This is a genomic window from Micromonospora sp. AB353 (assembly GCF_049538395.1).
Taxonomy (GTDB): domain Bacteria; phylum Actinomycetota; class Actinomycetes; order Mycobacteriales; family Micromonosporaceae; genus Micromonospora; species Micromonospora aurantiaca.
Genome location: NZ_JBMVFV010000008.1, coordinates 88,960 through 115,062, shown reverse-complemented (window position 1 = coordinate 115,062; position 26,103 = coordinate 88,960). Strand labels below are relative to the sequence as shown.

At 70.8% G+C, this 26,103-nt stretch carries 23 protein-coding genes and 1 pseudogene; 13 read left to right on the top strand and 11 right to left on the bottom strand.

What is annotated here, in order from left to right; genetic code table 11:
• From ACPCK6_RS06700 to ACPCK6_RS06685, 4 genes and pseudogenes are all read left to right on the top strand, one after another.
• The coding region (locus ACPCK6_RS06700) for a hypothetical protein (protein WP_423480635.1) at positions 1-1,529 on the top strand (1,529 nt) is incomplete at its 5' end.
• Positions 1,530-1,915: 386 nt separating this feature from the next.
• Positions 1,916-3,127 (top strand): helix-turn-helix domain-containing protein, encoded by a 1,212-nt coding sequence (locus tag ACPCK6_RS06695; protein ID WP_423480634.1) that lies wholly within the window; start codon positions 1,916-1,918, stop codon positions 3,125-3,127.
• Between the two features lie 306 nt (positions 3,128-3,433).
• On the top strand, positions 3,434-3,613 hold the full coding sequence (locus ACPCK6_RS06690) for a hypothetical protein (RefSeq protein WP_423480633.1): 180 nt from the start codon (positions 3,434-3,436) through the stop codon (positions 3,611-3,613).
• Positions 3,610-3,910: pseudogene (locus tag ACPCK6_RS06685) on the top strand (hypothetical protein). The gene ACPCK6_RS06690 and the pseudogene ACPCK6_RS06685 overlap by 4 nt, the downstream one beginning before the upstream one ends.
• A gap of 296 nt (positions 3,911-4,206) precedes the next feature.
• Here ACPCK6_RS06685 and wrbA read toward each other — a convergent pair.
• Positions 4,207-4,848 carry an NAD(P)H:quinone oxidoreductase gene (gene wrbA, locus ACPCK6_RS06680; protein ID WP_396880763.1) on the bottom strand — a complete coding sequence of 214 codons (642 nt, stop codon included), beginning with the start codon at positions 4,846-4,848 and terminating at the stop codon, positions 4,207-4,209.
• Positions 4,849-4,896: 48 nt separating this feature from the next.
• Positions 4,897-8,172, bottom strand: a complete 3,276-nt coding sequence (locus tag ACPCK6_RS06675) for an AfsR/SARP family transcriptional regulator (RefSeq protein WP_423480632.1) — start codon at positions 8,170-8,172, stop codon at positions 4,897-4,899.
• A 225-nt stretch (positions 8,173-8,397) separates the two neighbouring features.
• Between ACPCK6_RS06675 and ACPCK6_RS06670 the strand changes: the two genes are divergently transcribed.
• The gene (locus ACPCK6_RS06670; RefSeq protein WP_423480631.1) at positions 8,398-9,561 is read left to right on the top strand and encodes an MFS transporter; all 1,164 of its coding nucleotides are present in this window, start codon (positions 8,398-8,400) and stop codon (positions 9,559-9,561) included.
• Positions 9,562-9,640: 79 nt separating this feature from the next.
• Here the strand turns inward: ACPCK6_RS06670 and ACPCK6_RS06665 are convergent, their stop codons facing one another.
• On the bottom strand, positions 9,641-10,729 hold the full coding sequence (locus ACPCK6_RS06665) for an epoxide hydrolase family protein (protein ID WP_423480630.1): 1,089 nt from the start codon (positions 10,727-10,729) through the stop codon (positions 9,641-9,643).
• A 157-nt stretch (positions 10,730-10,886) separates the two neighbouring features.
• Between ACPCK6_RS06665 and ygiD the strand changes: the two genes are divergently transcribed.
• Positions 10,887-11,732 carry a 4,5-DOPA-extradiol-dioxygenase gene (ygiD, locus tag ACPCK6_RS06660; protein ID WP_423480629.1) on the top strand — a complete coding sequence of 282 codons (846 nt, stop codon included), beginning with the start codon at positions 10,887-10,889 and terminating at the stop codon, positions 11,730-11,732.
• 94 nt (positions 11,733-11,826) lie between these two features.
• Here the strand turns inward: ygiD and ACPCK6_RS06655 are convergent, their stop codons facing one another.
• From ACPCK6_RS06655 to ACPCK6_RS06645, 3 genes are all read right to left on the bottom strand, one after another.
• The gene (locus ACPCK6_RS06655; protein ID WP_423480628.1) at positions 11,827-12,414 is read right to left on the bottom strand and encodes a hypothetical protein; all 588 of its coding nucleotides are present in this window, start codon (positions 12,412-12,414) and stop codon (positions 11,827-11,829) included.
• Between the two features lie 419 nt (positions 12,415-12,833).
• Positions 12,834-13,349: a SigE family RNA polymerase sigma factor gene (locus ACPCK6_RS06650; RefSeq protein WP_423480627.1), complete on the bottom strand. Its 516-nt coding sequence runs from the start codon at positions 13,347-13,349 to the stop codon at positions 12,834-12,836.
• A 92-nt stretch (positions 13,350-13,441) separates the two neighbouring features.
• Complete coding sequence (locus ACPCK6_RS06645) at positions 13,442-14,185, bottom strand: alpha/beta fold hydrolase (protein WP_423480626.1); 744 nt, start codon at positions 14,183-14,185, stop codon at positions 13,442-13,444.
• A gap of 58 nt (positions 14,186-14,243) precedes the next feature.
• On the opposite strand from ACPCK6_RS06645, the gene ACPCK6_RS06640 reads away from it, so the two are divergent.
• Entirely contained in the window at positions 14,244-15,194 is a 951-nt protein-coding gene (locus ACPCK6_RS06640; RefSeq protein WP_423480625.1) for a helix-turn-helix transcriptional regulator, read from the top strand.
• A 31-nt stretch (positions 15,195-15,225) separates the two neighbouring features.
• Here ACPCK6_RS06640 and ACPCK6_RS06635 read toward each other — a convergent pair whose 3' ends face one another.
• Positions 15,226-15,735: a hypothetical protein gene (locus ACPCK6_RS06635; protein WP_423480624.1), complete on the bottom strand. Its 510-nt coding sequence runs from the start codon at positions 15,733-15,735 to the stop codon at positions 15,226-15,228.
• Positions 15,736-15,903: 168 nt separating this feature from the next.
• Here ACPCK6_RS06635 and ACPCK6_RS06630 point away from each other — a divergent pair, with 168 nt between their 5' ends.
• Entirely contained in the window at positions 15,904-16,290 is a 387-nt protein-coding gene (locus ACPCK6_RS06630) for a VOC family protein (RefSeq protein WP_423480623.1), read from the top strand.
• Between the two features lie 49 nt (positions 16,291-16,339).
• Here the strand turns inward: ACPCK6_RS06630 and ACPCK6_RS06625 are convergent, their stop codons facing one another.
• Entirely contained in the window at positions 16,340-16,780 is a 441-nt protein-coding gene (locus ACPCK6_RS06625; protein ID WP_423480622.1) for a nuclear transport factor 2 family protein, read from the bottom strand.
• Between the two features lie 29 nt (positions 16,781-16,809).
• On the opposite strand from ACPCK6_RS06625, the gene ACPCK6_RS06620 reads away from it, so the two are divergent.
• Entirely contained in the window at positions 16,810-17,577 is a 768-nt protein-coding gene (locus tag ACPCK6_RS06620; protein WP_423480621.1) for a helix-turn-helix domain-containing protein, read from the top strand.
• 52 nt (positions 17,578-17,629) lie between these two features.
• Here the strand turns inward: ACPCK6_RS06620 and ACPCK6_RS06615 are convergent, their stop codons facing one another.
• The 3 genes from ACPCK6_RS06615 to ACPCK6_RS06605 form a co-directional block, all read right to left on the bottom strand.
• On the bottom strand, positions 17,630-18,733 hold the full coding sequence (locus ACPCK6_RS06615; RefSeq protein WP_423480620.1) for an FUSC family protein: 1,104 nt from the start codon (positions 18,731-18,733) through the stop codon (positions 17,630-17,632).
• 140 nt (positions 18,734-18,873) lie between these two features.
• A complete protein-coding gene (locus ACPCK6_RS06610; RefSeq protein ID WP_423480619.1) occupies positions 18,874-19,512 on the bottom strand; it encodes a response regulator in 639 nt (212 codons plus the stop codon).
• A complete protein-coding gene (locus ACPCK6_RS06605; protein WP_423480618.1) occupies positions 19,509-20,729 on the bottom strand; it encodes a sensor histidine kinase in 1,221 nt (406 codons plus the stop codon). The genes ACPCK6_RS06610 and ACPCK6_RS06605 overlap by 4 nt, the downstream gene beginning before the upstream one ends.
• Before the next feature lie 172 nt (positions 20,730-20,901).
• On the opposite strand from ACPCK6_RS06605, the gene ACPCK6_RS06600 reads away from it, so the two are divergent.
• The 4 genes from ACPCK6_RS06600 (at position 20,902) to ACPCK6_RS06585 (ending at position 26,020) form a co-directional block, all read left to right on the top strand.
• On the top strand, positions 20,902-21,993 hold the full coding sequence (locus ACPCK6_RS06600; protein ID WP_423480617.1) for an ABC transporter permease: 1,092 nt from the start codon (positions 20,902-20,904) through the stop codon (positions 21,991-21,993).
• Positions 21,990-22,673, top strand: coding sequence for an ABC transporter ATP-binding protein (locus tag ACPCK6_RS06595; RefSeq protein WP_423480616.1), 684 nt, complete (start codon positions 21,990-21,992; stop codon positions 22,671-22,673). Before ACPCK6_RS06600 ends, ACPCK6_RS06595 begins: the two co-directional genes overlap by 4 nt.
• A 129-nt stretch (positions 22,674-22,802) precedes the next feature.
• Positions 22,803-23,552 (top strand): ABC transporter ATP-binding protein, encoded by a 750-nt coding sequence (locus tag ACPCK6_RS06590; RefSeq protein WP_423480615.1) that lies wholly within the window; start codon positions 22,803-22,805, stop codon positions 23,550-23,552.
• Complete coding sequence (locus tag ACPCK6_RS06585; protein WP_423480614.1) at positions 23,549-26,020, top strand: FtsX-like permease family protein; 2,472 nt, start codon at positions 23,549-23,551, stop codon at positions 26,018-26,020. Before ACPCK6_RS06590 ends, ACPCK6_RS06585 begins: the two co-directional genes overlap by 4 nt.
• Positions 26,021-26,103 lie beyond the last annotated feature (83 nt).

Below are 26,103 nucleotides of genomic sequence, written 5' to 3'. Positions count from 1 at the left end.
GTCGCTTGGCACTATGTACAGCAAAGTCGAGCCAGGTAGATCAGCCAAAGAGCGGAGAAGAGTTGGCCGCGACAGACTTTTCCTCTAGGTCAAACCTGACGCAGCGCCTGTGGAAGGCGAGAGCGCAGGCGGCGAAAAGCCTGTCTGATCTCAGTAATCCGAGGTTAGGTGGAGGGCTTCACCAGATTCTGCCATTCGCTGCCGTGGCTGCCGTCGCCTTGTTTGTTTTCTTCTTCATTTTCCTTTGGGTTCTCATCGCACTGCTCTCCGGTTTTCATGCTCCGAATGACAAGACCCTTCCGGCGGTGCTTACGGCGGCCATCAGCCTTACCGCGCTTACGGGGGCTTCACTCGGAGCCATATATGCCTTCCGGAAGCAGATTCTAGCCGAACGAGACGGCCTCCGTGCGGATCAGCAAGTATACTCAGACCGCTACGTAAAGGCTGCGGAGTTGATGTCCCATGAGCGACCGTCCGCCCGCCTCGCTGGACTTCACTCGATGGCCATCCTCAGTGACGACTGGGTTGAGGGTCGCACCCCGTGCGTTATGGCCATCTGCTCATACCTCCGATTGCCGACGCTAGACTTAACCTCCGATTCCCCTGACGTAGGCGAAAGCGAGGTTCGCCGAACAGCGTGGAAGGCGGTAAGGCGCCGACTGCTGAAGCCAGACGATATTGTGTCATGGGGTTCGGAGGAGCTGGATTTCTCCGGTGGGCACTTCGACAACGTCGACTTAGATCAGATTTCACTCGATGGCGTAAGGATCCAGTTCCGGAATTGCTTATTCCGTAATGGTGAAATGCGGCTAAGGGTGTCTAAGCTCAATGATTCAATCCTAGACTTCACCGGCTCGGAGTTTAACAACTTCAGAATCCTAATGCAGGGCATGAGCCTTTCGGGTGATAGTCTAGCCATCTTCGATGAAGCGATCATTGACCGTAGTTCCTTCGAGTTGGACAGGATGAATGTCGGGGAATATTCCCACTTCCTGCTAAGGCGCGCGAAGGTCAGTGATTCCGCCCTAAAGTTTGATTCCGATGGGGAAGGATTTTGGTTCCAGCAGCGTTCATCGGTAATTGATGGGGAGGTGGATTTGTCTGGCAGTCACCTGGAACGGAGTAGACTGTCGATGCATGCTTACAAGTTGACGAATCGGCTTGTGCTGCATGACGTGGCGACCAGCGACGTCGATATCTCCATTCCTTCCGACATCTCAGACGATTCATATGTCAATTTGGATGTTATTCCAAAAGGGCCAACGGAGATCCGGATTGGGCCCGGAAAGTTTACCGGCAGAGATTTGCGCATTAGGCCCAATGGCGGCAAGCCTGGCATGCTCGACGTTAGCTTCAACACGTTCCATCTTGCCGGCGGAGTTGTCCTGGTTCACGCAGACGTGCCTTGCTGGAAGCGTTTTCGGTTCGACCTGATTCATGATCAGGAAGGCAAGCTGGTGATCGGCGGACAGTTTCCCGAAGAAGCAGAAGTCAACATCGATAGATCTGCCAAATTCACTGACTACTAGGCTGCCTGCGAACTCCTGCCTAGCAGGTGTCCATGACAGCGTCGCACGGCGATGCTGGCGTTAGCAAAAAGTCAGCGCGATGGCTAGTGGACCCGGGTACTCCCTGGGAGGGGAAGGTGGCCGGGGTGGATGGAGTGCGACTAGACGGCAAAGGTTGATGTCCGGGAGCAGGCGGAAGCGGCGTTCACACCGAAGTGCTCCATCCAGTTCGAGCGTGGAACCGCTCGCCTTGCCCCGAATCCGAATCGACCGGTCTGAGTCAGCACGAAGGCGCCGGACAGCATGCCGGTGTGCTCGGGGTTATGCGGCCGCAAGCAGGTCGGTAGCGTTGGTGCCACGGCGGCCAAGAGGCCGGTGGCGCATCCCGCGCTATGAGGAGGTTCGGGATGGAATCCTTGCCGGAGTTGACCTTCGGACAGCGGTTGAAGGTCTACCGGGAGCGGTCCGGGAAGACCCGCGCGGTGCTGGGTGGGCTGGTGGGGCGCAGCGCCGAGTGGGTCAAGGCGGTGGAGACCGATCGGATCCTGCCTCCGCGCATTCACATGCTGGACCGCATCGCGCGTGCGCTGAAGGTCGACGTGTCCGCCCTGGCCGGCGAGCTGAGCGACAGGTCCGCTGTGGTGAACGGGCCTGAGCATCCGGCGCTGGCGTCGGTGCGGGACGCCGTGAACCGTGTCGTGCTCTCCGATGAGGCTGCGGTGGAGTCGTTGGCCGGCTTGAGGGAGCGGCTTGCGACGGCGTGGCGGGCGCGTCATCAGGCGTCCGATCACCGGACGGTGCTGGGTGGGCTGCTGCCGAGACTTCTGCACGACGTGCAGCGGGCCGCGCTGGTGTACGAGGGCGTCGAGCGTCGGCAGGCGCAGTCGCTGCTGGCGGAGACGTTCGGGTTGACGCAGATGTTCCTTGCGTACCAGCCGGCTGCCGAGTTGTTGTGGCGGGTCGCGGACCGGGCGATGGTGGCGGCGCAGGATTCGGGTGACCCGGAGGCGGCGGCCCTCGCGGCATGGTTCCTCTGTCAGGTGCATCGGGACGCCGGGGACTGGGACACCGCCATGGTGGTGACCCAGGATGTCCTGTCGGCTCTGGAGCCAAGGGCGGCTGACGCGGGCACGAATCTGCTGGCGTTGTGGGGTGCGCTCAACTTCGAGGCCGCCTACACCGCCGCGCGTGCCGGCGAGGAAGGCAGGGCGTGGCGGTACTGGGATCGGGCGGACCGGGTGGCGCAGCGTCTGCCGGAGGATTTCTATCAGCCGCAGACGTCGTTCTCCCGGGTCATCATGGGCGCCCACGCGGTGACGGTGGCGGTGGAGTTGCAGAAGTCCGGTGAGGCGGTACGGCAGGCGCGCCGCCACGACTCGGCGGCCATCCCGTCGAGGCCGCGCCGGGCACGCCATCTCATCGAGGTGGCGCGAGCGCACTACGGCAAGGACGACAAGGAAGCGGCCGTGACGACGCTGCGGAAGGCGTACGAGTCGGCCCCCGAGACGATCCGCTTCAACGGGTACGCCCGCCAGATCACCTTGGACCTGCTCGACGGCCCGCGCTCCACCCGTGACGACGCCCGTGACCTCGCGGTCAAGGTCGGGCTGCTCTCGTGATCCAGGGGTAGGAACCCTACCCATTCCGCTCTGCGACCGACCGTAGCGTCCTGCTCACGGGATGCGGCGGGTGGTGCGGGTATCGCCTGGTCGCCGCGTCCCCCTCAGAACCGGGGGAGGGTCCGTGTGGCGCGTCTCGTATGACGACTACCTTTCTGCCACCGCGCTGACTCTTGCTCGCAGGCACCGGCCGGTGTGGTCGTGGCGGCTCTGGCGGCGCATCTGCCGCTGTGGGTCCGACCTGCCCTGCCGCGCCCGGCATCGGATTCCGATCAATCGGGGCCACTGGCCGTCGGAGGGTGAGCAGTGACCAGTGAGCAGGAAAAGGCGATCGTCGCGGTTCACGTCCGAGGGCTCGACGGCATGTGTGCCGGCTGCCGAGCGTGGTGGGCGCGGCTGACTCCGTACCCGTGCTGGCAGGTGGAATGGGCGACGAGCCGGCAGGCGCGGGCGGTCACCGCGCGGTTCTTGGAGGGTATGCGGTGACCACCCACGGCCCGGTCATGCCGGTCTGGAGCTGCGGTGGCTGCGACCTGCCCTGGCCGTGCCCGACCCGCAAGCGCGAGCTGCGCGCGGAGTACGAGGATGCTCCGGTGTCGCTGGCCCTCTACCTCGGCAGCTATCTCGTCCAGGCCACCGAGGACATGCCCTGGACGCCGGCGGGGGTGCTGTACCGCCGTTTCCTCGGCTGGACCAGGGCGGCCGACCAGCTCATGCCAGCAGTGATGTACAGCAACCGTGCCAGCCGAACCGATCCGGGCAGCGCGTGATCAGACCGCCTGACCTCATGTCAAGCTGATCCGATCGGCTCGCTGAGATGCGCTGGATCGAGTGGGGATTCCCGGCGCGAGCTCGGCGACCCGTGGGGTGACCGGTGAGACGAGCGGTGGTTCGTCGGGCCGGAGGAGACCCGCGCCGACCTGCTGGCCGCACTGCGCGCGCAGGGCCGGCACACGCGGGCAGGCGGCCCGACCGGCGAGTAGACAAGCCACCGGCACCCCGTTGAGCGATGTTCGACATGACCTGTCGTGCCTACCGACGAATCCGCCCGGGTGTCGTCCTGCTCCCGCCGCCGGGCCTCACCCGAGCCGGCTGTCCGCGCGGGCGGCAGCGACAGCGGCTGCCATCCGGGTCAGGCGTGCGCCCTGGAAGCAGGCCGTCTCGAGGACAGCTCTGGCGTACTCGGGATCCCGGCCGGCGCGGCTCTCCACCAGGCTGACGCCGTACGGGTTTCCGCCGGCGGCGTGAGCGGTGTCGTAGTTCAGGTAGCCCGTAGGGAGGATGATCGACCCCCAGTGGTGGAAGGTCTGATAGAGGCTGAGCAGGGTCGCCTCCTGGCCGCCGTGTTCCTCATAGGTGGCGGTGAAGCCGGTCGCCGGCTTGTCGGCCAGTTCCTCCGCCTGCCACGGGACGGTCGTGGTGTCGAGAAACTGGCGCAGCTGGGAGCAGATGTTCCCGAAACGGGTCGGCGTGCCGAAGGCGTACCCGTTGGCCCACCGGAGGTCGTCCAGGGTGGCGACCGGGATGTCGGCAGTGGCGTCGAGGTGGGCTCGCCACTGCGGCTTGGCATCGATGACGTGCTCCGGCGCCAACTCCGCCACCCGGCGCAGGCGGACCTCCGCGCCGGCGTCCGCGGCTCCGTCGACAAATGCCTGCGCGAGCCGGTGCACGGTGCCGGTGGCGGAGTAGTAGATGACGGCGATCCTGGCATCGGTCTGCATGGTGCCTCCTGGTTCGGCTCGGTTCTCGGTCAACCGTGCCGAGCAGGCTTACCGTTCGCTGACGATCCCCTTACCGACGCCGCTGAACGGCTGTTCGTCGAGGTCGAGCTGTGCGCCGCGGCTCATCTCGGCAGTGAGTTCGTCGCTGCCGAGCGCCTCCCGGAGGCGGACGGTGATGCGCTGGACGTCGTGTTGCTCGCCGGGAGGCAGCGGCGCTCCGGCGGCCTCGCGCAGCGTCCGTGCCGCGGCGAGCAGCCGCGCGGCGGGGCGGCTGTCACCGCCGAGGCTGATGGCCCCGGCCAGGCCCTCGAGAGCCAGGGCGATCGCCCGTTGATCCCCGGTGGCGCGCGCCGCGTCGAGCGACTCACGGTGGTGGCGCTCGGCGAGGACGGCATCACCGCGGTGCTCCGCGATGAACCCCAACTCGGCCAGCGCGAGCGCGCAGCCCGGCAGGAAGCCGGCACGGCGGTTCCAGTCGAGCAGATCCCGCTGCTGGGTCTCGGCGGCGTCGAGGTCGCCCCGCCGTCGCGCGATCATTGCCAGGCCCGTGCCGGCGAAGGCGACAGCGGAAGGGCTCGACTGTTCCTGGGCCACCTGTAGCGCGCGGTTGTGACTGACGGCGGCCTCGTCGAGGTCGCCTCTCAACATGGCGAGCCGGCCGATGCATGCGAGCTGCCGGGACACCGACGTCCACAGCCGCAGGTGTTCGGCGATGCGCAGCGCCTCCCGATAGCGCGTGGCGGCGCGATCGTAGTCGCCGTGGATCTCGGCCAGGGTTCCCAACAGGCTCGTCGGATGCACCTGTCCCCAGCGGTCGCCCACCTGCTCGAACAGCGACCGGCTGGTCTCGCAGTCACGCTGCGCGGCGGGCAGGTCGCTGCGGAGTACGAGCGCGAGGTCCGCCCGGATGGCGCAGGCGGCGGCGATGCCCCACCGGTCCCCGCCGGCGCGGAACGCCGCCAGCGCCGCGTCGACCAGGGCGGCGGCCTCGCCCGGATCACCGGAGCCGAGCATCATGGAGGCGAACAACCACTGCGCGAACGCCTTCTCCGGCCCCTCGGTGTCCTGGTAGCTCTCCAGGATCCGCTGCCGGGGAGCGGTCGGATCGCCGTCCCGGGTGGCGAGAGCGGTCAGCCACATCTGCGCATGTCGCCGCAGGCCGTCCGGTGCGACGTCGTCCTCGCCCATCGGGACGATGTCCAACGCCGTTCGCAGTGACCGGCTCACCTCTCCGAACCGACCCCGGAGCAGCCGGTACCAGGACAACGAGGTGGCGAGGGTCAAGCCCACGCGGGCCTGACCGTCGGTGGCGGCTACGTCGAGTGCCGCCCGGAGGTTTGCGCTCTCAGCGTCGAGCTCGCGTAGCGCGCGACTCTGATCGTGACCACGTAGCCGTCCGGCGGCCTGCTCGGCGAGACGGGCGAAACACGTGGCATAACGGCGACGGGTCGCGGGCAGTTCGGCGGCGCGGTCGAGCTGTTCCAGACCGTAGGCAGCCACCGTCTCCGGCAGCCGGAAGCGTCGCGGACCCTCGCCGTGCCGCACCGTGACCAGCGATCTGTCGATCAGGCGTGCCAGCACATCGAGGACCTCGTCCGATGCCACCTGCCCGCCCCCGCACACCTGCTCGGCGGCGGCCAGGGTGGCGCCGTCGGCGAAGACCGCAAGCCGGCGCAGCACCGCGCGTTCGGGAGGCGACAGCAACTCCCAACTCCAGTCGATCACGGCGCGGAGCCCCTGCTGACGCGCGGGCGCGGTGCGCCGGCCGGAGGACAGCAGCCGGAAGCGGTCGTCGAGCCGTGCCGCCAGCTCGCCCGGGTCGAGAACGGCCAGGCGGGACGCGGCCAGTTCGAGCGCCAGCGGTACGCCGTCGAGACGCCGGCAGACGACGGCGACCGCATCCGCGTTCCGCTGATCGACGGTGAACCCCGGCTCGGTGGCGCGGGCGCGGGCGACGAAGAGCCGAACCGCCGGAGCCTCGGCGACCTGCCGCGCGCCGGCCCCGGGCTCCGGCAGGCCCAGCGGCGGCACCGGAAAGACGACTTCGCCGGGGATCCCCAGCGGCTCGCGGCTCGTCGCCAGGATGCGCAGGTCGGCCGCGGCGCCGAGGAGTTTCTCGGTCAGTTGAGCAACCGGCGCCACCACGTGTTCGCAGTTGTCGAGCAGCAACAGCATTCGCCGGCCTCGCAGCGCGGCGACCAGCCGGTCCATCGGCTCGCGCGGTGATCGATCACCGGGCAGGCCGGGCGGGCCGTCGTCCCGGATCTCGAGCGTCGCCGCCACCATGTCGACGATCTCGGCGCAGGTCGCGTGGTCGCCGCAGTACGGCTGGCCGGCCAGCTCGACGAGCCACACTCCAGCGGGGAACGTGTCACCCAGCGCACGAGCGGCCTCGATCGCCAACCTGCTCTTTCCCACCCCACCCAGACCGGTCAGGGTCACCAGCCGCTCGTTCGTCAGCCGCTCCCGCACCGCCTCGACGGCCGCGTCGCGCCCGATCAGCCCGCCGTACGGACCAGGCGACAGAGGCGCCGGAAGATTGGTCCGGGCCGGACTCGACGCCGGTGCCGGCGGCTGGAGGGCGGGATCCTGGCGCAGGATCGCCCCGTGCAGCTCGACCAACTCTCTGCCGGGATCGATGCCGAGTTCGTCGCGCGCCTGCCGACGGAACTGCTCGTAGGCGAACAGTGCCTCATGCTGGCGTCCCGAGCCGTACAGGGCGCGCAGGTGCGCGGCCCGTAGTCGCTCACGCCACGGGTGGCGTGCGACCAGGTCGGTCAGTTCCCCGGCGAGCAGATGGTGCTCACCGAGATCGAGCCGGGCCTCGGCCAGCTCCTCCAGCGCGGTCAGGCGCTGGTCGTTGAGCCGCTCGACCGACTGGCGGACGAATCGTTCGTCACTGAAGTCGGCGTACGGGGAACCGCGCCACAGCGACAGGGCCTCCGTCAGCGTCGCCGCCCGCACAGCCGGCTCCCGCTGCGCGCCCGAACGTAGCAACAGAGCGGCGAAGCGTCCGGCGTCGACCGATTCCGACGGCGTCCGCAGCCGGTAGCCGGCTTCCCCGGACTCGACCAGCGCACGGCCACCCGCCTCGCCCGCCCCCAGTGCGCGGCGCAACTGCGACACCTTGGTCTGGAGCGCCCCGAGCGCGTTGCCGGGCGCCTCGTCACCCCAGAGATCCTCGATCAGCCGGTCGGCGGTCACCGGGCGTCCCTCGTGAACCAGCAGGTCAGCCAGCAGACCACGCACTTTGAGGCCGGGCACGGCGACAGGTGTGCCGTCCGACGTCCACACCGCGACGTCGCCCAGCACTCCGAACCTCATCGCTTCACACTAGCCAGCCGGCTGTCCCGCCCCGCGAACGTCCACCGACCACCGGTCCGCTCACCGGGAAACGGCGCGGGGTCACCGACGCGTACGTCAGCCGGCCATCAGCCGGTGGTAAGGAGCCCCCGGCAGGCTGAACCCAGCCGACACCGGAGGAACGACATGGATCAGCTACAGCGGCGCCGAGCCGCTTCCCGCCACAGGCAGCTCGCACCAGGGCGGGTGGCCACACCCTGGCTCGCCCTGCTGGCCGGTCCGCTGTCGTTCGGGATTGCCGCACCGGCACTGCTGCTCGACGACCTGGCGCGCGCAACGGGTAGCGGGGAACAGGCCGCGACCGCCGGTGTGACCGCCTTCGGCTGGGGGATCGCGTTGGGGACACCGCTGCTGGCGGCGCTGCTCGCCCGTCGCGGCGTACGAGCGGTCCTGACCGTCGCGTCCGCGCTGGTGGCCGCGGGGACGCTCATCCTCGTGCTGATCCCGAGCGTGCCGGCGATGGTGGCCGGTGCGGCGGTGCAGGGACTGGGGTCTGCCGGCCTCACCGTGACCGCGATGAAACTGGCCGGTTCGGCCCGGCAGATGGGCGTGGTCGCCGCGTCGCTGGCGGTCGTCGGGGCCACCGGTCCGCTGACCGGCGCACTGATCGCCGACCTCTCCTCGTGGCAGGCGGCACTGGCGTTGCCACTGCTGGCGGTGCTCGCCGTGCCCGCGGCTCGCCGCGGCACCACCTCACCGGACGCGGTGCCGACGCCGTTCGACGTCTTCGGGATGACCATCCTGGCCGTGCTGGTCACCGCAGCCGTCCTCATTCCGCACCGGCCGCTGGTGGCCGGCCCGGCCACCGTTGTACTGCTGCCTCTGCTGGTGTTCTGGACCAAGGTCCGTCCGGACGGCTTCGTGCCTGCTGCGGTGGCACGGAACGGCCGGTTCCTCGCGGCGTGCGCGCTGGCCTTCGCGCTGGGAGTGGGGAACTTCGCCCTGCTCTACGCCGCGCCGGACCTGCTGCGACAGCACGCGGGATGGGCAGGCACCCGGAGCGGGATCGTGCTGCTGGCGCCGTACCTGATCGGCGGCATCTGCTCCGGGTTCCTGGTCGCGGCATCCGTGCGGGTGTCACGCCGCGGCGCGGCCGCGACGTTGCTCGTCACCGGCGCCGCCGCGCTGCTGTTGGCGGCGGTCACCACCGCCGTACCGCTGCTGCTCGCGGCGATGACGCTCGGCTCCTTGGCCGCCGCGACCGGCCAAGGCGTACTCGCCCTGCACGCGGCCGGCGTCGTATCCACCTCGCACCGGGCCGAAGCACTCGGTCTGTTCAACCTCGCCTACCTGCTCAGCGTCGCGATCGGACCAGCGGTTGCCGTGACGCTCTCGCACCCAACCACGTGAGGGCCCCGACGCGCAGTTCACCGTCGGCCGCCTCGGGCGTCGTGGCCTGCGTGGCGCGGCGTTCGGTTGGGCTTCTGGATCACCGCAGTGCGCTGAAGAAGGCGCGCAGGTCGGCAGCGAGCAGGTCGGGCTCTTCCTGGGCGAGGAAGTGGCCGCCGACGCTGGGCTCGCGCCAGTGGGTGAGGTCGGCGTAGGTGCGTTCGGCGAACGACCGGGGCAGGCCGGCGTCCTCCACGCTCACCGTGATACCGGCGGGCACGGTGACCATCGGCAGATGTGGGGCCAGGCGGTCGTCACGGTAGGGCCGGAAGGACGTGCCGATGCAGTTGGTGACCCAGTACAGCATCACGGTGGTCAGCAGCTCGTCGACGCCGAACCGGCGGGAGATGTCGCCGCCACAGTCGCTCCATCGCTGGTACTTCTCGATGATCCACGCGGCCAGTCCGGACGGCGAGTCGCTCAGCGCGGCCGCAAGGGTGTCGGGCCGTGTCTCCTGGATGATTCCGTAGCCCCAGTCATCCTGGGCCTTCGCGTCGAGCATGGCGATGAACGCCTCCTCGGCCGGGCTGAGATCGTCCCTGCGGTCCGCCGGTGGGAACTTGATGTGCTGCGAGAAGACCCCGATGACCCGATCTGCGTGGCGGGCGCCGAGCCACGTCGTCACGCCGGACCCGATGTCGCCGCCGTAGGCGCCGAAGCGGTCGTAGCCCAGACGGGCCATCAGCTCGGCCCACACGTCCGCGACAGCCGCCTCGGTCGTGGGGCCCTCGGCGAGCGGCCCGGAGAAGACGAAGCCGGGCAGGCTCGGTATGACGAGGTCGAAGTCTGCGAGCCGGGACACCAGGGGCAGCATCTCCGTGTACGTGCTGGGCCAGCCGTGGGTCAGGATCAGCGCCGTGGCGTCCGGCGACGCCGAGCGGACATGAACGAAGTGGACCGGCGTGCCCCGGATCGTGGTGACGAACTGAGGGTGCCGATTGAGGGCACGCTCGGCCGCACGCCAGTCGAATCCGTCGAGCCAGTACCGCACCAGATCTGCCAGGTACCCGGGGTCGGTGCCGGCGGCCCACGGCTCTCCCGGTGCGGCCGGCGCGAGCCTCGTCCGCGAGAGCCGAGCCCGCAGGTCGTCCAGGACGGCTTCGGGCACATCGATCTGGAAGGGCGTCACCCGATCATGGTCCCATCGTCAGGAGTCACTCGGCAGCCACGATCCGGCAGACTCGACCTCCGATCCGCCGAGGAGCGTGATTCAGGCCGGAACCGCCGCGAAGCGGCACTATCGTGTCCACGTGCCTTCAGACGTACATCCGGCCCTGGATGTCTTGATGCCCGCGGCGTTCCTGGGCCACGGCAACCCGATGAACGCCCTCGAGGTCAACCGGTACACCTCCGCGTGGAGAGCCTTCGGCGCCGCGGTGCCGCGTCCCCGCGCGATCCTGGTGGTCAGCGCCCATTGGTACATCAACGCCACGGCCGTCACCGCGATGCCCCGGCCGAGGACCATCCACGACTTCTACGGGTTTCCGCCGGAGCTGTTCGAGGTGCAGTACCCGGCGCCGGGGCTGCCCGAGCTGGCCGAGGAGGTCAGTGACGTCGTCCATCCGACCTGGGTCGGGGCGGACGTCGACAGCTGGGGCATCGACCACGGCACCTGGTCGGTGCTGCTGCACGCCTTTCCGGGCGCGACGATTCCCGTCGTCCAGCTCAGCATCAACGCCGACAAGCCGATGGACTACCACCTTCAACTCGGCGCCCGGCTCGCTCCACTGCGCCGGCGCGGCGTGCTGATCGTGGCGAGCGGCAACGTCGTGCACAACCTGCGCGGCATGGACTGGGCGCTGACCGACGACGGCTTCGACTGGGCGCGACGCTTCGACGAGGACGCCAAGGCCCGGATGCTGACCGACCCGGGCGAGTACGCGACCCTCGACGCCCACCGGGACTTCCGCCGTGCGGTACCGACACCGGATCACTTCATCCCCGCGTTGTATCTCGCCGGTCTGGCCGCCGCCACGGACACCCCCGACGTCGAGGTCCTCGTCGACGGCTACGCCTACGGCTCGCTGTCCATGACGGCCTACACCCTGGGCATGTCCTGTCCACCGGCCGCCGGCCGGGGCGGATCTCCCCAGCCACCGCCTGGGCTGCCGCCGGACGGCTCCAACATCTGACCAAGTGCCGGCTGGTCGAACGCCGCCATGGCTCAAGGTGCAGTCGCGGTGGGCCGGTCTCCTGGACTGCACGCCGATTGCGGGAGTGGTTCGGTCAATCCTTGGTGGTGGCTCGCTCGGCCGCGGCGCGGTCGCTCGCCACGATGAGGTCGAGCAGTTCCCTGCCCAGCCCGGCCGGGATCCGGACGCGACCGCCGCCGGTCGAGATCGCCTGCGGGCATGTCGCGTCACCCAGCATCACTGTGACTTCGCCGAGGCTGATCCCGACCGCACCGGGCTTCTGCAGTGTGCACTCCTCCGCTGCGGGCACGGGGTCGCGCAACGCGGCGAGGGTTGTCCGGATCTGGTTCAGCGTCTTGGCGTCCGTCGCGACGACCATGCCGTTTGTGGGCGGCGCCTCGGTGGTGGCGTTGGTGATGCGGTCGGGCAACACCAGGCCGCCGGAGGCCGGGGCCGCCGGGCCGGCGGGCCAGGTGACGTGCTTGAGCAGCTGCTCGCGGCCCGTCTCGTCCCCGGAGATGAAGGCCGTCGTCGCCTGAATCTCGTCGTTGAAGGCGCGGTAGGTCCACACGGACGGGATGGCGTACTGGTTGGGCTGAGAGACTTGGATCAGCTGCCCGTCCTTGACGACCAGCCGGTTCGGGCTGACGGCCGCGGCGACGCCCTGCTGCACGACGGCCATCCACGCCTGGCCATCCGACTTGCACCTGAAGGGCGCGGCCCCAGGCGGGACAGACGTCGGTCGCGTGGCCCATGGATCCCACCGTGCGGCGAGGTAGACGGTGTGCGGCTCGGCGGTGCAGGGGTCGAGGGTGGTGACCTCGCTCGTCCGCCAGCCCTCCGGAACGGCGACGGACAGGCCACCCAGGCTCACCGTGGCCCCCGCGGTCTCAGACCCCTTCGGGGGCGCACTCACCTGGGGCAGGGCCGCGACGGCCGCGACCGCGGCCGCGACGGCGACGGAGCCGGCAGTTCCCCAGGCACGACGACGGCGCTGCACGCTGCGCCGCCCGAGGCGGACCAGCCGGGAGGCGGGATCGGTCTCGGCCGGCGTCACGGAGGCGGCCGCGCGGTCGAGCAGTTCGCTGACGTGGGTGGGATTCACGGCGTCTCCTTGGAGGATTCGACGAACAGACCGCTGGCGCGCAGCGCCGCCAGGGCACGGGACGTGCGACTCTTGACCGTTCCCACCGCGACGCCGAGGGTCTGCGCCACCTCGGCCTCGGAGGCGTCGGCCCAGAACCGCAACACGAGCACCACCCGCTGGTCGGCAGGCAACCGCCGCAGACTGGCGAGCACCTGCACGCTGAGATCCGACTGATCCGCGAACCCACCACGGGACGCGTCCGGCAGCTCCCCGGTCGGCACCTCGTCGCGCCAGCGCCGGCGCCTGGCCCGCATCGCGGCACGGATCATCACCTGCCGCACGTACGCCTCCGGTCGCCCGTCCGGCACGCCCAACCGGTGCCACGACCGGTAGGCCGCGATCAGACCCTCCTGGGCGAGGTCTTCGCCCAGCCGGCCGTCACCGGTCAGCAGTACGCCGAAGCGAACGATCTCGCGGTACCGGCCGGCGACGAATTCCTCGTAGCCGGCGGGTTCCGCTCTGCGAAGCAAGCCCATACCCAATTAAGGGACCTGGACCTGCTCGATGGTTCCCCCGTACCGGTGCCCGGGTGACCTGGGTACGGTCGCCCGGGCACCGCGGGTCATGCCGCCGGCCTGGCTTCGTGCAGGATCCGGGCCAGCTCGGCCGGTCGGCTGAGCATCGGCCAGTGCCATGTCGGCAGTTCCTCGTACCGCCACGAATCGCCGGCCATGTGCCGGCACAGCGGCACGGTGGCGGCCATCTCGCGTGCCTGCTCGGCGGTGAAGCTCGACAGCACGCCGAGGCGGGGCAGCTTCTCCCACGCCCCGGTGAGCCGCACCGGGGTGGTGGCGGTCGCCCACGGCTGGGCCGCCGACCGCTCACCGAGCAGCGCGACAACCGATTCATCCACGTCTGCTGCGCTCGCCGCCAGTTCGGCCCACGGCGGGGGCGGCAGCCGCCAGCCGTCGCCGTGTTCGCCGACCAGCGCCGCGTTGCGGTCACGCTCCGGGGGCGGGCTGAAGTCCTCGTTCGCCGCCCCGTCGGGCAGCGGGCCGGTGTCGACGAAGACCAGTTGGGCGATGCGGTCGGTCATGCGGTCGGCAACTGCTGTCGTCACGACCGCGCCGGCGTAGCTGTGCCCGACGAGGACCACGTCGTGCAGGTCCTCGTAGCGCAGCAGGTTGACCACGTCGGTGACGTGGACGTCGAGGTCGGTGTCCGGGCGGGCCAGGTGGGCGCGCTCGCCCAGGCCGGTCAGGCTCAGCGGGTACACCTCGTGGCCGTGCGCGCGCAGGACGGCGGTGACCGGCCGCCAGGCCCACGCGCCGAGCCAGAACCCCGGAACCAGTACGAATGTCGTCATGCGTCACACGCTACGATCAATACCGGACAGGTTCCGCCCGGATGGGAAGTAGGGATTCGTGACCCGGCCGACCGCGCGCGTCCTGGCGTTGCTGGAGATCCTCCAAGCCGGCGGCGGCTTCACCGTCGCCGACCTGGCCGGTCGGCTGGGCGTCGACGAGCGCACGGTCCGCCGATACGCCGCGCACCTCGCCGACCTCGGCATCCCGGTCGAGGCCCGGCGCGGTCGCTACGGCGGATACCGGCTCGCGCCCGGCTACAAGCTGCCGCCCCTCATGCTCACCGACGAGGAGGCGGTCGCCGTCATGCTCGGGCTCGTCGCGGCCGGCCGGGCCGGGCTGGTCACCGCCGAAGGCGCGGCCGCCGAGAGCGCGACCGCGAAGATCCGCCGGGTGCTGCCGGCCGTTCTCGCCCGGCGGATCGATTCGCTGCTGGAGACCGTGGACTTCACCGCGCGGGCGCGGAAGCCCGCCCCGGCCGGCATCGAGGTGCTGCTGGTGCTCGCGGACGCGGCCCGGCATCAGCAACCGGTGACCATCACCTACACCACCTGGCGCGGCCAGTCCGGCGAGCGCCGGCTCGACCCGTACGGGCTGGTCTTCCACGCCGGCCGGTGGTACGTCACCGGCCACGACCACCACCGCCGGGCCGTACGGACGTTCCGGCTCGACCGCATCGGAACCGCCCACCCCACCCCGGGCAGGTTCGACATCCCGGCCGGCTTCGATCCCACCACGCAGGTACTCACCGGTCTGGCGGCAGTGCCGTACTCGCACGACATCTCCGTGGTGCTGCACACCAGCCTGGAGCAGGCGCAGCGACGGATCCCGCAGTCGGTCGGCACGCTCACCGAGGTGCCCGGCGGGGTGCGCCTCACCGCCCGAGCCGAACGGCTCGACGGTGCGGCACAGATGCTCGCCGGGCTCGGCTGTTCGTTCACGATCGACCGCCCGGACGAACTCAAGGACGAGGTACGCGCCCTGGCCAACCGGCTGCTCGCCGACGCCTGAGGGTCGGTAGAGGTGGTCAGGCGCGGCCGGGTCAGGCCGGCGGATCGTCCCGGAAGAGAGCTTCCCTCAAGCCTCGGCCGCCCCAGCGGGTGGCGACGAGTTCGGGTCGAGGACCGGTCGGCTCAGGCACCCCGCGGTGTGTTCTGGTGTCGGGCGCAGGACGGTCCCAATCGGCGATCAGCGCGAAAGGATCGGTCACGCGGTCCGGCTCATCCTCACACCGCTCCCGGACGACCATCGCTGGATGGAAGCGCAGTTCCTGCGCCATCCTGCAGTCGTCGGCCCGCCAGGCGACCACGGCCCCGCAGCCTCGACAGGCGACGCAGGGGATCCATCCCACCAGCGACCAGCAGCCCGTGCGGACACGGTCATGGACGAAGCGCGTCCCGCGTACGTCGCCGGGGGAGAGGACGAAGGTGCCGGTGACCTGATCACGACCGTAGGCGGCCTCGTCGATCGCGTAGGCGCCCGGGTCGAGGAGCGGTGGATTCACGTGGTGGCAGTCCAGGACCGACCAGTGCGGCGCCGCCGGCAGTTCCACCAACCGGACCGGGACGCTCAGCGTGTTCCCGCAGCCCGCACACCGAAAGCGCTCCACTGCCGCAGTGTGACACCGCACCCGAGCCACGGCATCCGAGATGTGCTTTCCTCGGCGGGCCTGACCCAGCTGGTCCTCGATACCCCGGCGCGTCGCCGATAGGCTCGCGGCATGTGGACCTTCCGCAGTCCCCAGCTGGTCCTCTTCAGCGACGATCTCACTCGGGCAGCCGCCTTCTATAACCGGCTGGGATTCAGGGAGACCTTCCGGGTGCCGACTGACGGCGAACCGATTCACGTTGATCTCGTCCTCGACGGATACAAGATCGGGATCGCCTCGGTCGCGTCCACCCGCGAGGACCACGGCTTGGACCCGGTCGCCGAAGGCCAGCGCGTCGCGGTCATCCTCTGGACGGATGACACCACCGCGGCCTACGAGGGCCTGGTCGCAGACGGAGCACCCGCTCTCGCACCTCCACACGTATGGCTCGGCCGGTTACTGATCGCGTGGACCGCCGACCCCGACGGCAACCCGATCCAGATCGTTCAATCCCGTTGAGGCTGCCAGCCGCTTGCCAGATCCGGCATCGCAGGTGGCTTACGCCTGCTCAGTGCTGAGCAGGTTTCCACCACGCGAGGTTGGCGTCCACCTGGGTCACCGGCTCGATGATCTCCCACGCCTCGGCGATCAGCCCATCGTCGATCCGCCAGATGTCGACGACCGCGATCTCCGGTCCTGCGTCGGGAAGCCAACGCCGCGAGTACATCACGACGTGATCGCCGTCGGCCAGCACCTGATGGATCTCGACCTGCATGCCGGCAAGCGGTACCAGCGCGGCGCGGACGGCGGCGAGCCATTCCACTTTGGTCGATGTGGTCGTACCCGGCCTGTGGTGGACGAAGTCGTCACTCAGGAACCGGGCGAGCGCATCCACGTCGCCCGTCTCGATCAGTCCTGCCAGCGCCCGTTGGACGATGCTCTTGTTCGCCGTGGTCACGGATGCAGTGTTCGCGTGACCGCTCCGGTTGTCGATGAACTCGGATTTCATGGCGTCCGGCGCGACGATGAGTACGCTCCATGATCGTGCGCACGGTCGGGGAACTCCTGCGGCAGTGGCGGCAGCGCCGGGGACTCAGCCAACTGGATCTCGCGATCGCTGCGGACGTCTCGGCTCGTCACGTCAGTCTGGTCGAGACCGGTAAGTCCAAGCCGAGCCCCGACATGATCCTTCGACTCGCGGATCAGCTCCACGTGCCGCTGCGTGATCGCAACCGGCTGCTGCTCGCCGGGGGTTTCGCACCTCGGTACGCCGAGCGGTCGCTCGACCACAACGCACTGTCAGCCGTCCACGACGCTGTCCGGAGGGTGCTCCGCGCGCACGAGCCCTACCCGGCGGTGGTCTTCGATCGCCGGTGGAACATCGTGATGACCAACCGCGCCGTCGAGCCGTTCTTCGCACAGGTGGCTCCTGACCTGCTGCGACCGCCGGTCAACCTGGTACGGCTGGGACTGGATCCGCGCGGTCTCGCGCGCATGGTCGTCAACCTGGCCGACGTGCGCGCGGTGTTCCGCACCCGGATCTCACGCCAGCTCGCCACTGCTCCCGACCCTGAGCTCACCGCACTCTACGAAGAACTGTTGGCGCCCGAGCCGGAGAACACGTCGAGTCAACGGATCGAAGCGGACGTCGTGATACCGATGATCCTTCGCGTCGGCGGACGAGAGCTGCGGCTGTTCTCGACCATCACCACATTCGGCACCCCGATGGACATCACGATCGACGAGATCGCCATCGAGTCCTACTACCCGGCCGACGCGGCGAGTGCCGCCTACTTCACGACGTAGCGTCCTGTCAGCCGCTGGCAAGTCGGCTCCGACGGCCGACGGCAGCCGGGTGTCACCCCCGGCTCAGGCCGAGCGCCTCGTCCACCCGGTCCAGCACCGCCACGTCGTCGTGGCCGACGCCGCGCAGCAGGTCGATCGCTGTCGCCCGGATCTGCCCGACGATCATGGTGACCGGCAACGGCGGGTCGGTCCGCAGCAGACCCGCGGCGATCCGGACCGCCTCCAGCGCCGCCGCGTCGGCCCGCTGCGCGTGCCGGTCGGCGTCGGCGCCGGTGAGGTCGTGGGCCATGGCCTCCCCAGCCGACCGTACGGCGGAGGTCAGCGCGCCGATCGCGGCGGCCAGCTCCGGCGGCGTGGCGGTGTGCCGGCGGGTCAGGGTCACGCCGGCCCGGGCCAGTACGCGGATGTTGCGGGCGGCGTAGTCGAGCTGCCGCAGTGTGGCCTCCACCTCGGCGAGCTTGCCCAGGTGCCGGCGGCGCAGTCCCAGCCGCAGCGTCTCGCCGGTGGCGAGCACCGCAGCCTGCATCTCGGCGACGCAGTCGTCCACCTGCCGCGCCCGGTCCAGCGCGGCGCGGGCGGCGTCCTCGTCGCAGCCGCGCAACGCCGCGTTGACCTGGTCGAGCAGGTCGGCCAGGTCGGTGTAGCTGCGCCGGGCCTGGGCCACCAGTGGTGCCAGCGGGTCACGGGCGGCCACCAGCTGGCTGGCGGCGAGCGCCACGGCGCCGCCGATGAGCGCGTCAACGAAGCGGAACGGCATCAGCGTCCCGTTCGGCGCGGAGACCACGACCAGGTACATGGCCGAGACGCTGGCCTGCACGACCAGGGCACGGCGGGCGCCGATCACCACGAGCGTCGTGGTGGTGAGCAGCAGCACCAGCAGGACCGTCTCGGTGCCCGGGCCCAGCGCGTACACCAGCAGCTCCGCGACGAGCACAGCGGCTGCCACGGCGAGCAGGATCTCGACGGTCTGCCGCAGCCGTCGCCCGCGGGACTCGCCGAGCACGACGAGCGCGGCGGTCGGCGCGAAGAACGGGTCCGGGTGACGGATGACCAGCGCCGCCACGAGCCAGGCGACCACAGCGGCGGCGGTCAGCTCGACCACTGTCATCCCGTCGCCGCGCAACCGCCCGACGGCGTCGCGCACCCAGCTCCGCACCGGTCGTACCCCTCTCGCCGGACAGGCCGGGACCCGGCCGCCGATTGATCTTCCGCGAGGAAGGCCACTACCCCGGCCGTGACCTGCTCAATCGCTGACGCCGGCAGCCGGCCTGGCCGACGACCCGCACCTGCCCGGGGTCAGCGGCGGATGAGGCCGAGTTCGGTGGCGGTGGCGACGGCGGCGGTACGCGACTCGACGCCGAGCTTGGCGTAGATGCGGGCCAGGTGGGACTTGACGGTGCCCTCGGTCAGGTGGAGCCGGGTGCCGATGCTGTGGTTCGACAGACCGTCGGCGACCAGGGCGATGACCTCGGTCTCGCGTCGGGTCAGGGTGGTGCCCGGCGTCCGCAGGCGGTTCATCAGGCGGTGCGCGACGGTGGGCGCCAGCGTGGTGCGCCCGGCGGCGGCGGTGCGGACGGCGGCGGCCAGATCCTCGGGTGGGGCGTCCTTGAGGAGGTAGCCGGTGGCGCCGGCCTCGATGGCGGGCAGGGTGTCGGCGTCGGAGTCGTACGTGGTGACGATCAGCACACGCGGCGCATCCGGGCGGGCGGTGATCCGGGCGGTGGCTTCGGCACCGCCCATGCCCGTCCCGAACTGCAGGTCCATCAGGACGACGTCGATGTCGCCTGCGGCGGCGCGGGTGACTGCCTCCTCGGCGGTGGCGGCTTCGGCCACCACGACCAGGCCGGGTTCGGTTTCCAGCACGGCGCGCAGCCCGGCCCGTACGACCGGGTGGTCGTCGGCCAGGAGGAGGCGGATGGGGACGTCGTCGGTCACGGGCGGCCCTCGGGGTCGGTGCGGGTGGGCGGGGTGAGGGGAAGCTCGGCGGTCACGGCGGTGCCCCGGCCGGGCGCGGATGCGACGGCCAGGGTGCCGCCGAGGGCGGCCATGCGGGCACGCATGGCCGCCAGGCCGAAGCCGCCTCCGTCGAGGTCGGGAGCGGGCAGGTGTTCCGGGTCGAAGCCGCGCCCGTCGTCGGCGACGTGAAGGACGACGCAGTCGCCGAGATGACTGAGCGTGATCTCGGCGGTGGCCGCCTGGGCATGGCGGAGCGTGTTCCCGACTGTGGACTGGGCGATACGCAGGAGCGCCACCTCGTGGGCGGTCGGCAGCGATACGGGGTCGCCGACGAGGTGGAAGCGGGCGGTGAGGCGGTGGCGGGCGCTGGTGGTCGTGCACAGGCGTTCCAGAGCGCCGGCCAGGGTGGTGCCTTCCAAGGCGGGCGGGGTGAGCGCGGCGACGAAGCGGCGGGCCTCGGCGAGGTTGTCCACGGCGACCTGACGGGCCGCGTCGACGTGACCGGAGGCGGCACCGGGCCGGCCGGGCAGGGCACGCTCGGCGGCGCGCAACAGCAGCTGGATGCTCGACAGGCCCTGAGCGAGGGTGTCGTGGATCTCGCGGGCCAGACGCTCGCGCTCGGCGAGTACGCCGGCGGTGTGCTCGGCCCGGGCCAGGTCCGCCCGGGTGGCGGTGAGTTCCTCGATCAGCTGCCGGCGCTGCTCGCTCTCCCGATACAGGGCCTGGTACCCCCACACCACCCCGACGGCGACGGCGGCACCGAGCGCGGGACCGATCACCGTGGCCGGGGTGAAGGAGCCGGTGTGGGCGCCGAAGCCGGCGACGGCCGCCACGGCGGTGACGATCACGGCGGCCAGGCCGGCGCGGCGCGGCAGCAGGTGGAGCTGGAGGAAGTACAGCGGGAACGCCACCCAGATCGCGTCGGGGGTCAGGCCCAGCAACACCAGCCACACGGCCCCGACGGCGGCCAGCCACCACGCGGCGGCCCGCCGCGAACGCCGGATGCGGGGGATGAGCGGCCCGATGGCGTACGCCAGACCGCACGCCACCGCCACGGCCACGATCGATCCGGCGTGCGGCCGGTCGTCGGCCACCGCCCGGCCGGCGGCCAGGACGAGCAGGCCGATGATCAGCAGGTGCAGGCACCAGGCCAGGGCTCGGGTGGTCGGGGTCAGGGCAGGGGCAGCGGTGCTCACAGTGCGTCCCACGTTACCGAGGCCGGCGGCCCCGGGGCCTCTATCGAAAGTTAGAACCCGGGCGCCGTCCTTCGGCCCGCGAAGTGCCCGCCTACGCCAGACGCGGACACCGGCGCCGGCCGCGATGGTGGAGTCGTACCGCTTCCACCGCCGGAAAGGACAGGCCGCTGCCGTGTTCGTCGCCTGGAGAGACCTGAAGTTCGCCAAGGGGCGCTTCGCCCTGATGGGGACCGTCATCATGCTGATCACCCTGCTGGTCGGGCTGCTGTCCGGGTTGACGGCCGGACTGGGCCGGCAGAACATCTCCGCCATCACCGACCTGCCCGTCGACAGGATCGCCTTCCAGGCCCCCGGCGAGGGCCAGGACGTGTCGTACTCCAACTCCACGGTCACCGAGAAGCAGTGGCAGCAGTGGGCCGAGGCCCCCGGCGTGACCGGCGCCGAACCGCTGGGCATCACCACGACCAGGGCCACCGCCGGAAACCGGAGCGCCGGGGTCTCCGCCTTCGGCGTCCGGCCCGGCTCCCGCCTGGCCCCCGACAGCGGCCGGATCGACGACCAATCGGCGGTGCTGTCCACCAAGGCCGCCGACGACCTCGGTGTGCAGGCCGGCGACTCCGTCACCCTCGCCGGGCAGCGACTCACAGTGGCGGCCGTACGCGGCGACGCCTCCTTCAGCCACACCCCCGTGGTGTGGACCAGCCTGGGCGTGTGGCAGAAGAGTACGCCTCCCACCGGCACCGGTGACGGCAGCCCGACGGCCACCGTCGTCGCCCTGACCACCACCTCGGACGTCGATCCGGCGGCCACCGACCGGCAGGCGGGCACCAGGACGGTCTCCGTCTCCGACTCGCTGTCCGCGATCGGCTCCTACACCTCCGAGAACGGCTCCCTGCAGCTGATGCGCGGCTTCCTCTTCGCCATCTCCGCCCTCGTCATCGGGGCCTTCTTCACCGTCTGGACCATCCAGCGCAGTGGCGACGTCGCAGTGCTCAAGGCACTCGGCGCCCCCACCGCCAACCTCCTCAAGGACGCCCTCGGACAAGCCGTCGTCCTGCTCGTCGGCGGCACCCTGCTCGGCACCGGCATCGCCGCCGCGCTCGGCGCCCTCGTCGCCGGGTCCACGGTGCCGTTCCTCCTCACCCCGGTGACCGTCCTCCTTCCCGCGGCCGTGATCGTCGTCCTCGGCGCCCTCGGAGCCGCTCTGGCCATCCGCCGCATCACCTCCGTCGACCCGCTGACCGCCCTGGGGAGCGCCCGATGAGCCTGAACCTGACCGACATCACCCTCACCTACCCCGACGGCGAGGGCCGCCTGACCGCCCTCGACCGCGTCACCCTGGACGTACCCAAGGGCAGCCTGACCGCCGTGATCGGCCCCTCCGGCTCCGGCAAGTCCAGCCTCCTCGCGGTCGCCGCGACCCTCATCACCCCCGACTCCGGCACCGTCACCATCGACGGCACCGCCACCACCGGGATGACGCGGGGCGAACTCGCCGACCTGCGCCGCCACAAGATCGGCATCGTCTTCCAGCAGCCCAACCTGCTGCCCTCCCTCACCGCCGCCGAGCAGCTCCAGGTGATGGCCCAGATCGACGGCCGCCCACCGGCCAGAGCCCGTACCCGCGCCGTGGAACTCCTCGACGCCGTCGGCCTCGCCGGCCAGGCCGACCGCCGGCCGCACCAGCTCTCCGGCGGCCAGCGTCAGCGCGTCAACATCGCCCGCGCCCTGATGAACGACCCCACCGTCCTGCTCGTCGACGAACCCACCAGCGCGCTCGACCACGAACGCGGCGCCGCCGTCATCGAGCTGATCACCCGTCTCACCCACCAGCAGAGCACCGCCACCGTTCTGGTCACCCACGACCGCACGCACCTCACCGCCGTCGACCAGATCGCCGAAGTCCACGACGGCCGCCTCCACCTTCCGGCGCCGGCCCGCTGAGGTACGGGTCGTAGGTGGTGCCTGCTGTACCCGGACTGGGCAGCCCGCTGGATGGTCGCTGTTCCCCCAGCTCAATAGCGTTTCTGGTGCGCGCAGTTCCCGCCGATCACACGGAGAGAGGCCACCAGAATGGGACAGACCGTCGAACCGGCGGTACACGTCGAACGACTCAGCCGCGTGTACGGCACCGGCCGCAACCAGGTGACCGCGCTCGCGGGCGTCGATGTCGGCTTCGGCCGGGGCACGTTCACCGCGGTGATGGGGCCGTCGGGCTCCGGCAAGAGCACGCTGCTGCAGATCGCGGCCGGGCTCGACCGCCCCACGAACGGCCGGGTGATCGTCGGCGGCACCGACCTGTCCGGGCTGTCGGAGACGCGCCTGACCGAGCTGCGTCGTACCCGGATCGGGTTCGTCTTCCAGGCGTTCAACCTGATCGGCGCGCTCACGGTCGAGGAGAACATCGTGCTGCCCCTGCGTCTGGCCGGCGTCCGCCCGGACCGGGCCTGGCTGACCCACGTGGTCGAGCGGGTCGGCCTCGCCGACCGGCTGCACCACCGGCCGGCGGCGCTGTCCGGCGGCCAGCAGCAGCGGGTGGCGATCGCCCGGGCGCTTGCCACCCGCCCCGAGGTGATCTTCTCGGACGAGCCCACCGGCGCCCTCGACTCGAGGACCGCGGCGGAGGTGCTCACCCTGTTGCGCGCGGTCGTGGACGAACACGGGCAGACGGTGGTGATGGTGACCCACGACCCGATCGCGGCGTCGTACGCGGATCGGGTGCTCGTGCTGGCGGACGGTGCGATGGTCGCGGACCTCCCGCAGCTCAGCGCCGTCCGGATCGCCGAGCACCTGGCGTCGCTGGACGGGCGGGTTCTCCGATGACCGGCCTGGCCGCGCGCCTGCTGCGGCACCGCACCGGCCCCGCCGCCGCGACCCTGCTGGCCCTGATCGTCGGCGTGCTGATCCTGGTGGCGATGGGCTCGCTCGTCGAATCAGGGCTGCGGTTCCGTCCGGAGCCGCGGCTCTGGGCGAGCGCCGACGTGGTCGTCGCCAACCGCACGATCAGCCACACGTCCCGGGAGTTCGACGGCGAGACCACCACGAGCACCGTGACGCTGCCCGAGGGCGGCACTGTGGACGCCGACCTGGTGGACCGGATCCGCCGGGTGCCGGGCGTCACGGCCGTCACCGGCGACGACAGGGTGCTGATCGGCTCACCCGCCGCCGTGGGACACGGCTGGGACACGTACGTCTTCACCGGTCGTCCCCTCGCCGCCGGCGCCGCGCCCCGGACCGACGACGAGGTGGTGGCCGACACCGGGCTCGGAGTGGCGCCCGGCGACCGAATCGCGCTGGTCGTCGGCGGGATCGGCCGCTCGTACCGGGTGAGCGGGACCGCGGAGACCGGTTCGGCGGCGGTGTTCTTCACCGACGCGCAGGCCGCGCGCCTGTCCGCCCACCCGGGCCGGGTGGACGCGATCGGCGTACGGATGGCACCCGGCGCCGACCCCGGCGCGGTGCGCGAGATCGCGACGGCGGCCGGCGCCACGACGTACGCCGGGAAGGACCGCGGGAACGCCGAGCAGTCGGATAACCAGGCCGCCCGGAGCCTGCTGGTCGGGGCCGGGTCGGCCTTCGGGGGGTACGTCGTCCTGCTGATCGTGTTCGTGGTGGCCGGCACCATCGGGCTGTCCGTCCGGCACCGCCGGCGTGACCTGGCGTTGCTGCGCGCGGTCGCCGCCACACCGGGGCAGGTGCGCCGCATGCTGGTCGCCGAGGCCACGCTGCTCGCCCTGGCCGGCTCCGCAATCGGCGGCCCGGCCGGCCTGCTGGCGGCCCGCTGGGTGCACGGCGAACTGGTCGGGCGCGGGTTCGTGCCGGCTGGCTTCCCGATGACGGGCGGTCTGTTCGCGGTGCCGGCCGCCATCGGTACGGCGGTCCTCGTCGCGGTGGTCGCCGCACTGATCGCCGCACGCCGGGTCACCGCCATCAAGCCGATCGAGGCGCTCGGTGAGATCGCCGTCGAACCCCGGCGCAGCGGCCCGGTACGGCTGATCGCCGGCGTGCTGACGCTGATGGCGGCCGGCAGCTCCGGGGCGTTCACGCTCGGCGCCGCCGGGTCGGCCGGGGCGCTGGCCGGCGCGGTCGGCATGCTCTACCTGTTCGTCATCGCGGTGGCGCTGCTCGCACCGCACCTCAACGCGTACGCGGCACGCCTGCTCACCCCGGTGCTGCCGCGGATCTGGCGGGCCGGCGGCTACCTGGCCGCGGCCAACCTGCGGGCAAACGCGCAGGGCATGGCGACCGTCCTGACCGCGCTCGTGCTGTCCGTCGGGTTCGGCGGCTCGGTCTGGTTCCTGCAGGACAACCTGGAACGGCAGACCGCCACGCAGAACAGCACGGGAACCCTCGCCGAGCGGGTGCTCACCGCTCCGGGCGGACTGCCGGCGGACGCGGCGCGGGAGATCCGCGAGCTGGACGGGGTGCAGGCAGCCACCGGGGTACGCCGCACCCAGGTCGTGATGCGGGCACTCGGCGGCATCGAGCCGGTCGGCGCGCAATCAGTCGACCCGGCGGGCGTCACCTCGACGATGGACCTCGCCGTGCGCAAGGGCACCCTGGCCGACCTGCGCGCCGGCACCGTCGCCCTGTCCACGACGCAGGCGTCCTCGTCCGGCTGGGACGTCGGCGACAAGGCGGCACTCTGGCTGGGCGACGGCACCCCGGTCACGTTGGACGTCATCGCGATCTACGACCGTGGCCTCGGCTTCGGCGACGTCACAGTGGCTGCCGAGACTGTCGCCGGGCACACGGCGGGGAACACCGTCGACGAGGTGCTGGTCCGGGGCGGCCCGGACGCCGGCACCGCGTTGGCCACGTGGGCGGCGGCGCGGCCCGGCACCGAGGTTCTCGACGCGGCCACCCGTACGCGCCTGCTCAGCACCGATCTGGCGCTCGGCGCCTGGCTGAACCGGCTGCTGATCGGCGTGATGGTCGGGTACGCGGCGCTGGCGGCGGCCACCACGATGGTGATGGCGGCACTGGCCCGTCGCCGCGAGCTGGCGTTGCTGCAACTCGTCGGGGTCACCCGCCGTCAGATTCGCGGGATGGTCCGGGCCGAACAGGCCGGGCTGCTCGGCACCGCGGTGCTGCTCGGCGCGGCGATCGCGGTGCTGACGCTGGCCGCGATCGTCAACGGACTGACCGGCAGCCCGATCCCGTACGTTCCGCCGCTCGGGTGGGCGGCGGTGCTCGGCGGTACGACACTGCTGGCGCTGGTGAGCACGGTGTGGCCGGTCCGGCGGCTGCTCAACGCTTCGCCGATCGACAACATCGGCCTGAAGGAGTAGGAGCGGTTCACCCTCCATCGGCGTCCGACGGCCGATGCCACCCGTGAGTGCCTGACGTCGATGTCACAACGGCTCGGAGACAG

What these genes read in the sequence shown, in the direction of transcription:
- ACPCK6_RS06595 (WP_423480616.1), top strand. Translation starts at nt 21,990, where the DNA reads ATGAGCCTGAACCTGACCGACATCACCCTCACCTACCCCGACGGCGAG.
- ACPCK6_RS06620 (WP_423480621.1), top strand. Translation starts at nt 16,810, where the DNA reads ATGATCGTGCGCACGGTCGGGGAACTCCTGCGGCAGTGGCGGCAGCGC.
- ACPCK6_RS06590 (WP_423480615.1), top strand. Translation starts at nt 22,803, where the DNA reads ATGGGACAGACCGTCGAACCGGCGGTACACGTCGAACGACTCAGCCGC.
- ACPCK6_RS06675 (WP_423480632.1), bottom strand. Translation starts at nt 8,172, where the DNA reads ATGAGGTTCGGAGTGCTGGGCGACGTCGCGGTGTGGACGTCGGACGGC.
- wrbA (WP_396880763.1), bottom strand. Translation starts at nt 4,848, where the DNA reads ATGCAGACCGATGCCAGGATCGCCGTCATCTACTACTCCGCCACCGGC.
- ACPCK6_RS06645 (WP_423480626.1), bottom strand. Translation starts at nt 14,185, where the DNA reads ATGACGACATTCGTACTGGTTCCGGGGTTCTGGCTCGGCGCGTGGGCC.
- ACPCK6_RS06695 (WP_423480634.1), top strand. Translation starts at nt 1,916, where the DNA reads ATGGAATCCTTGCCGGAGTTGACCTTCGGACAGCGGTTGAAGGTCTAC.
- ACPCK6_RS06630 (WP_423480623.1), top strand. Translation starts at nt 15,904, where the DNA reads ATGTGGACCTTCCGCAGTCCCCAGCTGGTCCTCTTCAGCGACGATCTC.
- ygiD (WP_423480629.1), top strand. Translation starts at nt 10,887, where the DNA reads ATGCCCGCGGCGTTCCTGGGCCACGGCAACCCGATGAACGCCCTCGAG.
- ACPCK6_RS06585 (WP_423480614.1), top strand. Translation starts at nt 23,549, where the DNA reads ATGACCGGCCTGGCCGCGCGCCTGCTGCGGCACCGCACCGGCCCCGCC.
- ACPCK6_RS06625 (WP_423480622.1), bottom strand. Translation starts at nt 16,780, where the DNA reads ATGAAATCCGAGTTCATCGACAACCGGAGCGGTCACGCGAACACTGCA.
- ACPCK6_RS06655 (WP_423480628.1), bottom strand. Translation starts at nt 12,414, where the DNA reads ATGGCCGTCGTGCAGCAGGGCGTCGCCGCGGCCGTCAGCCCGAACCGG.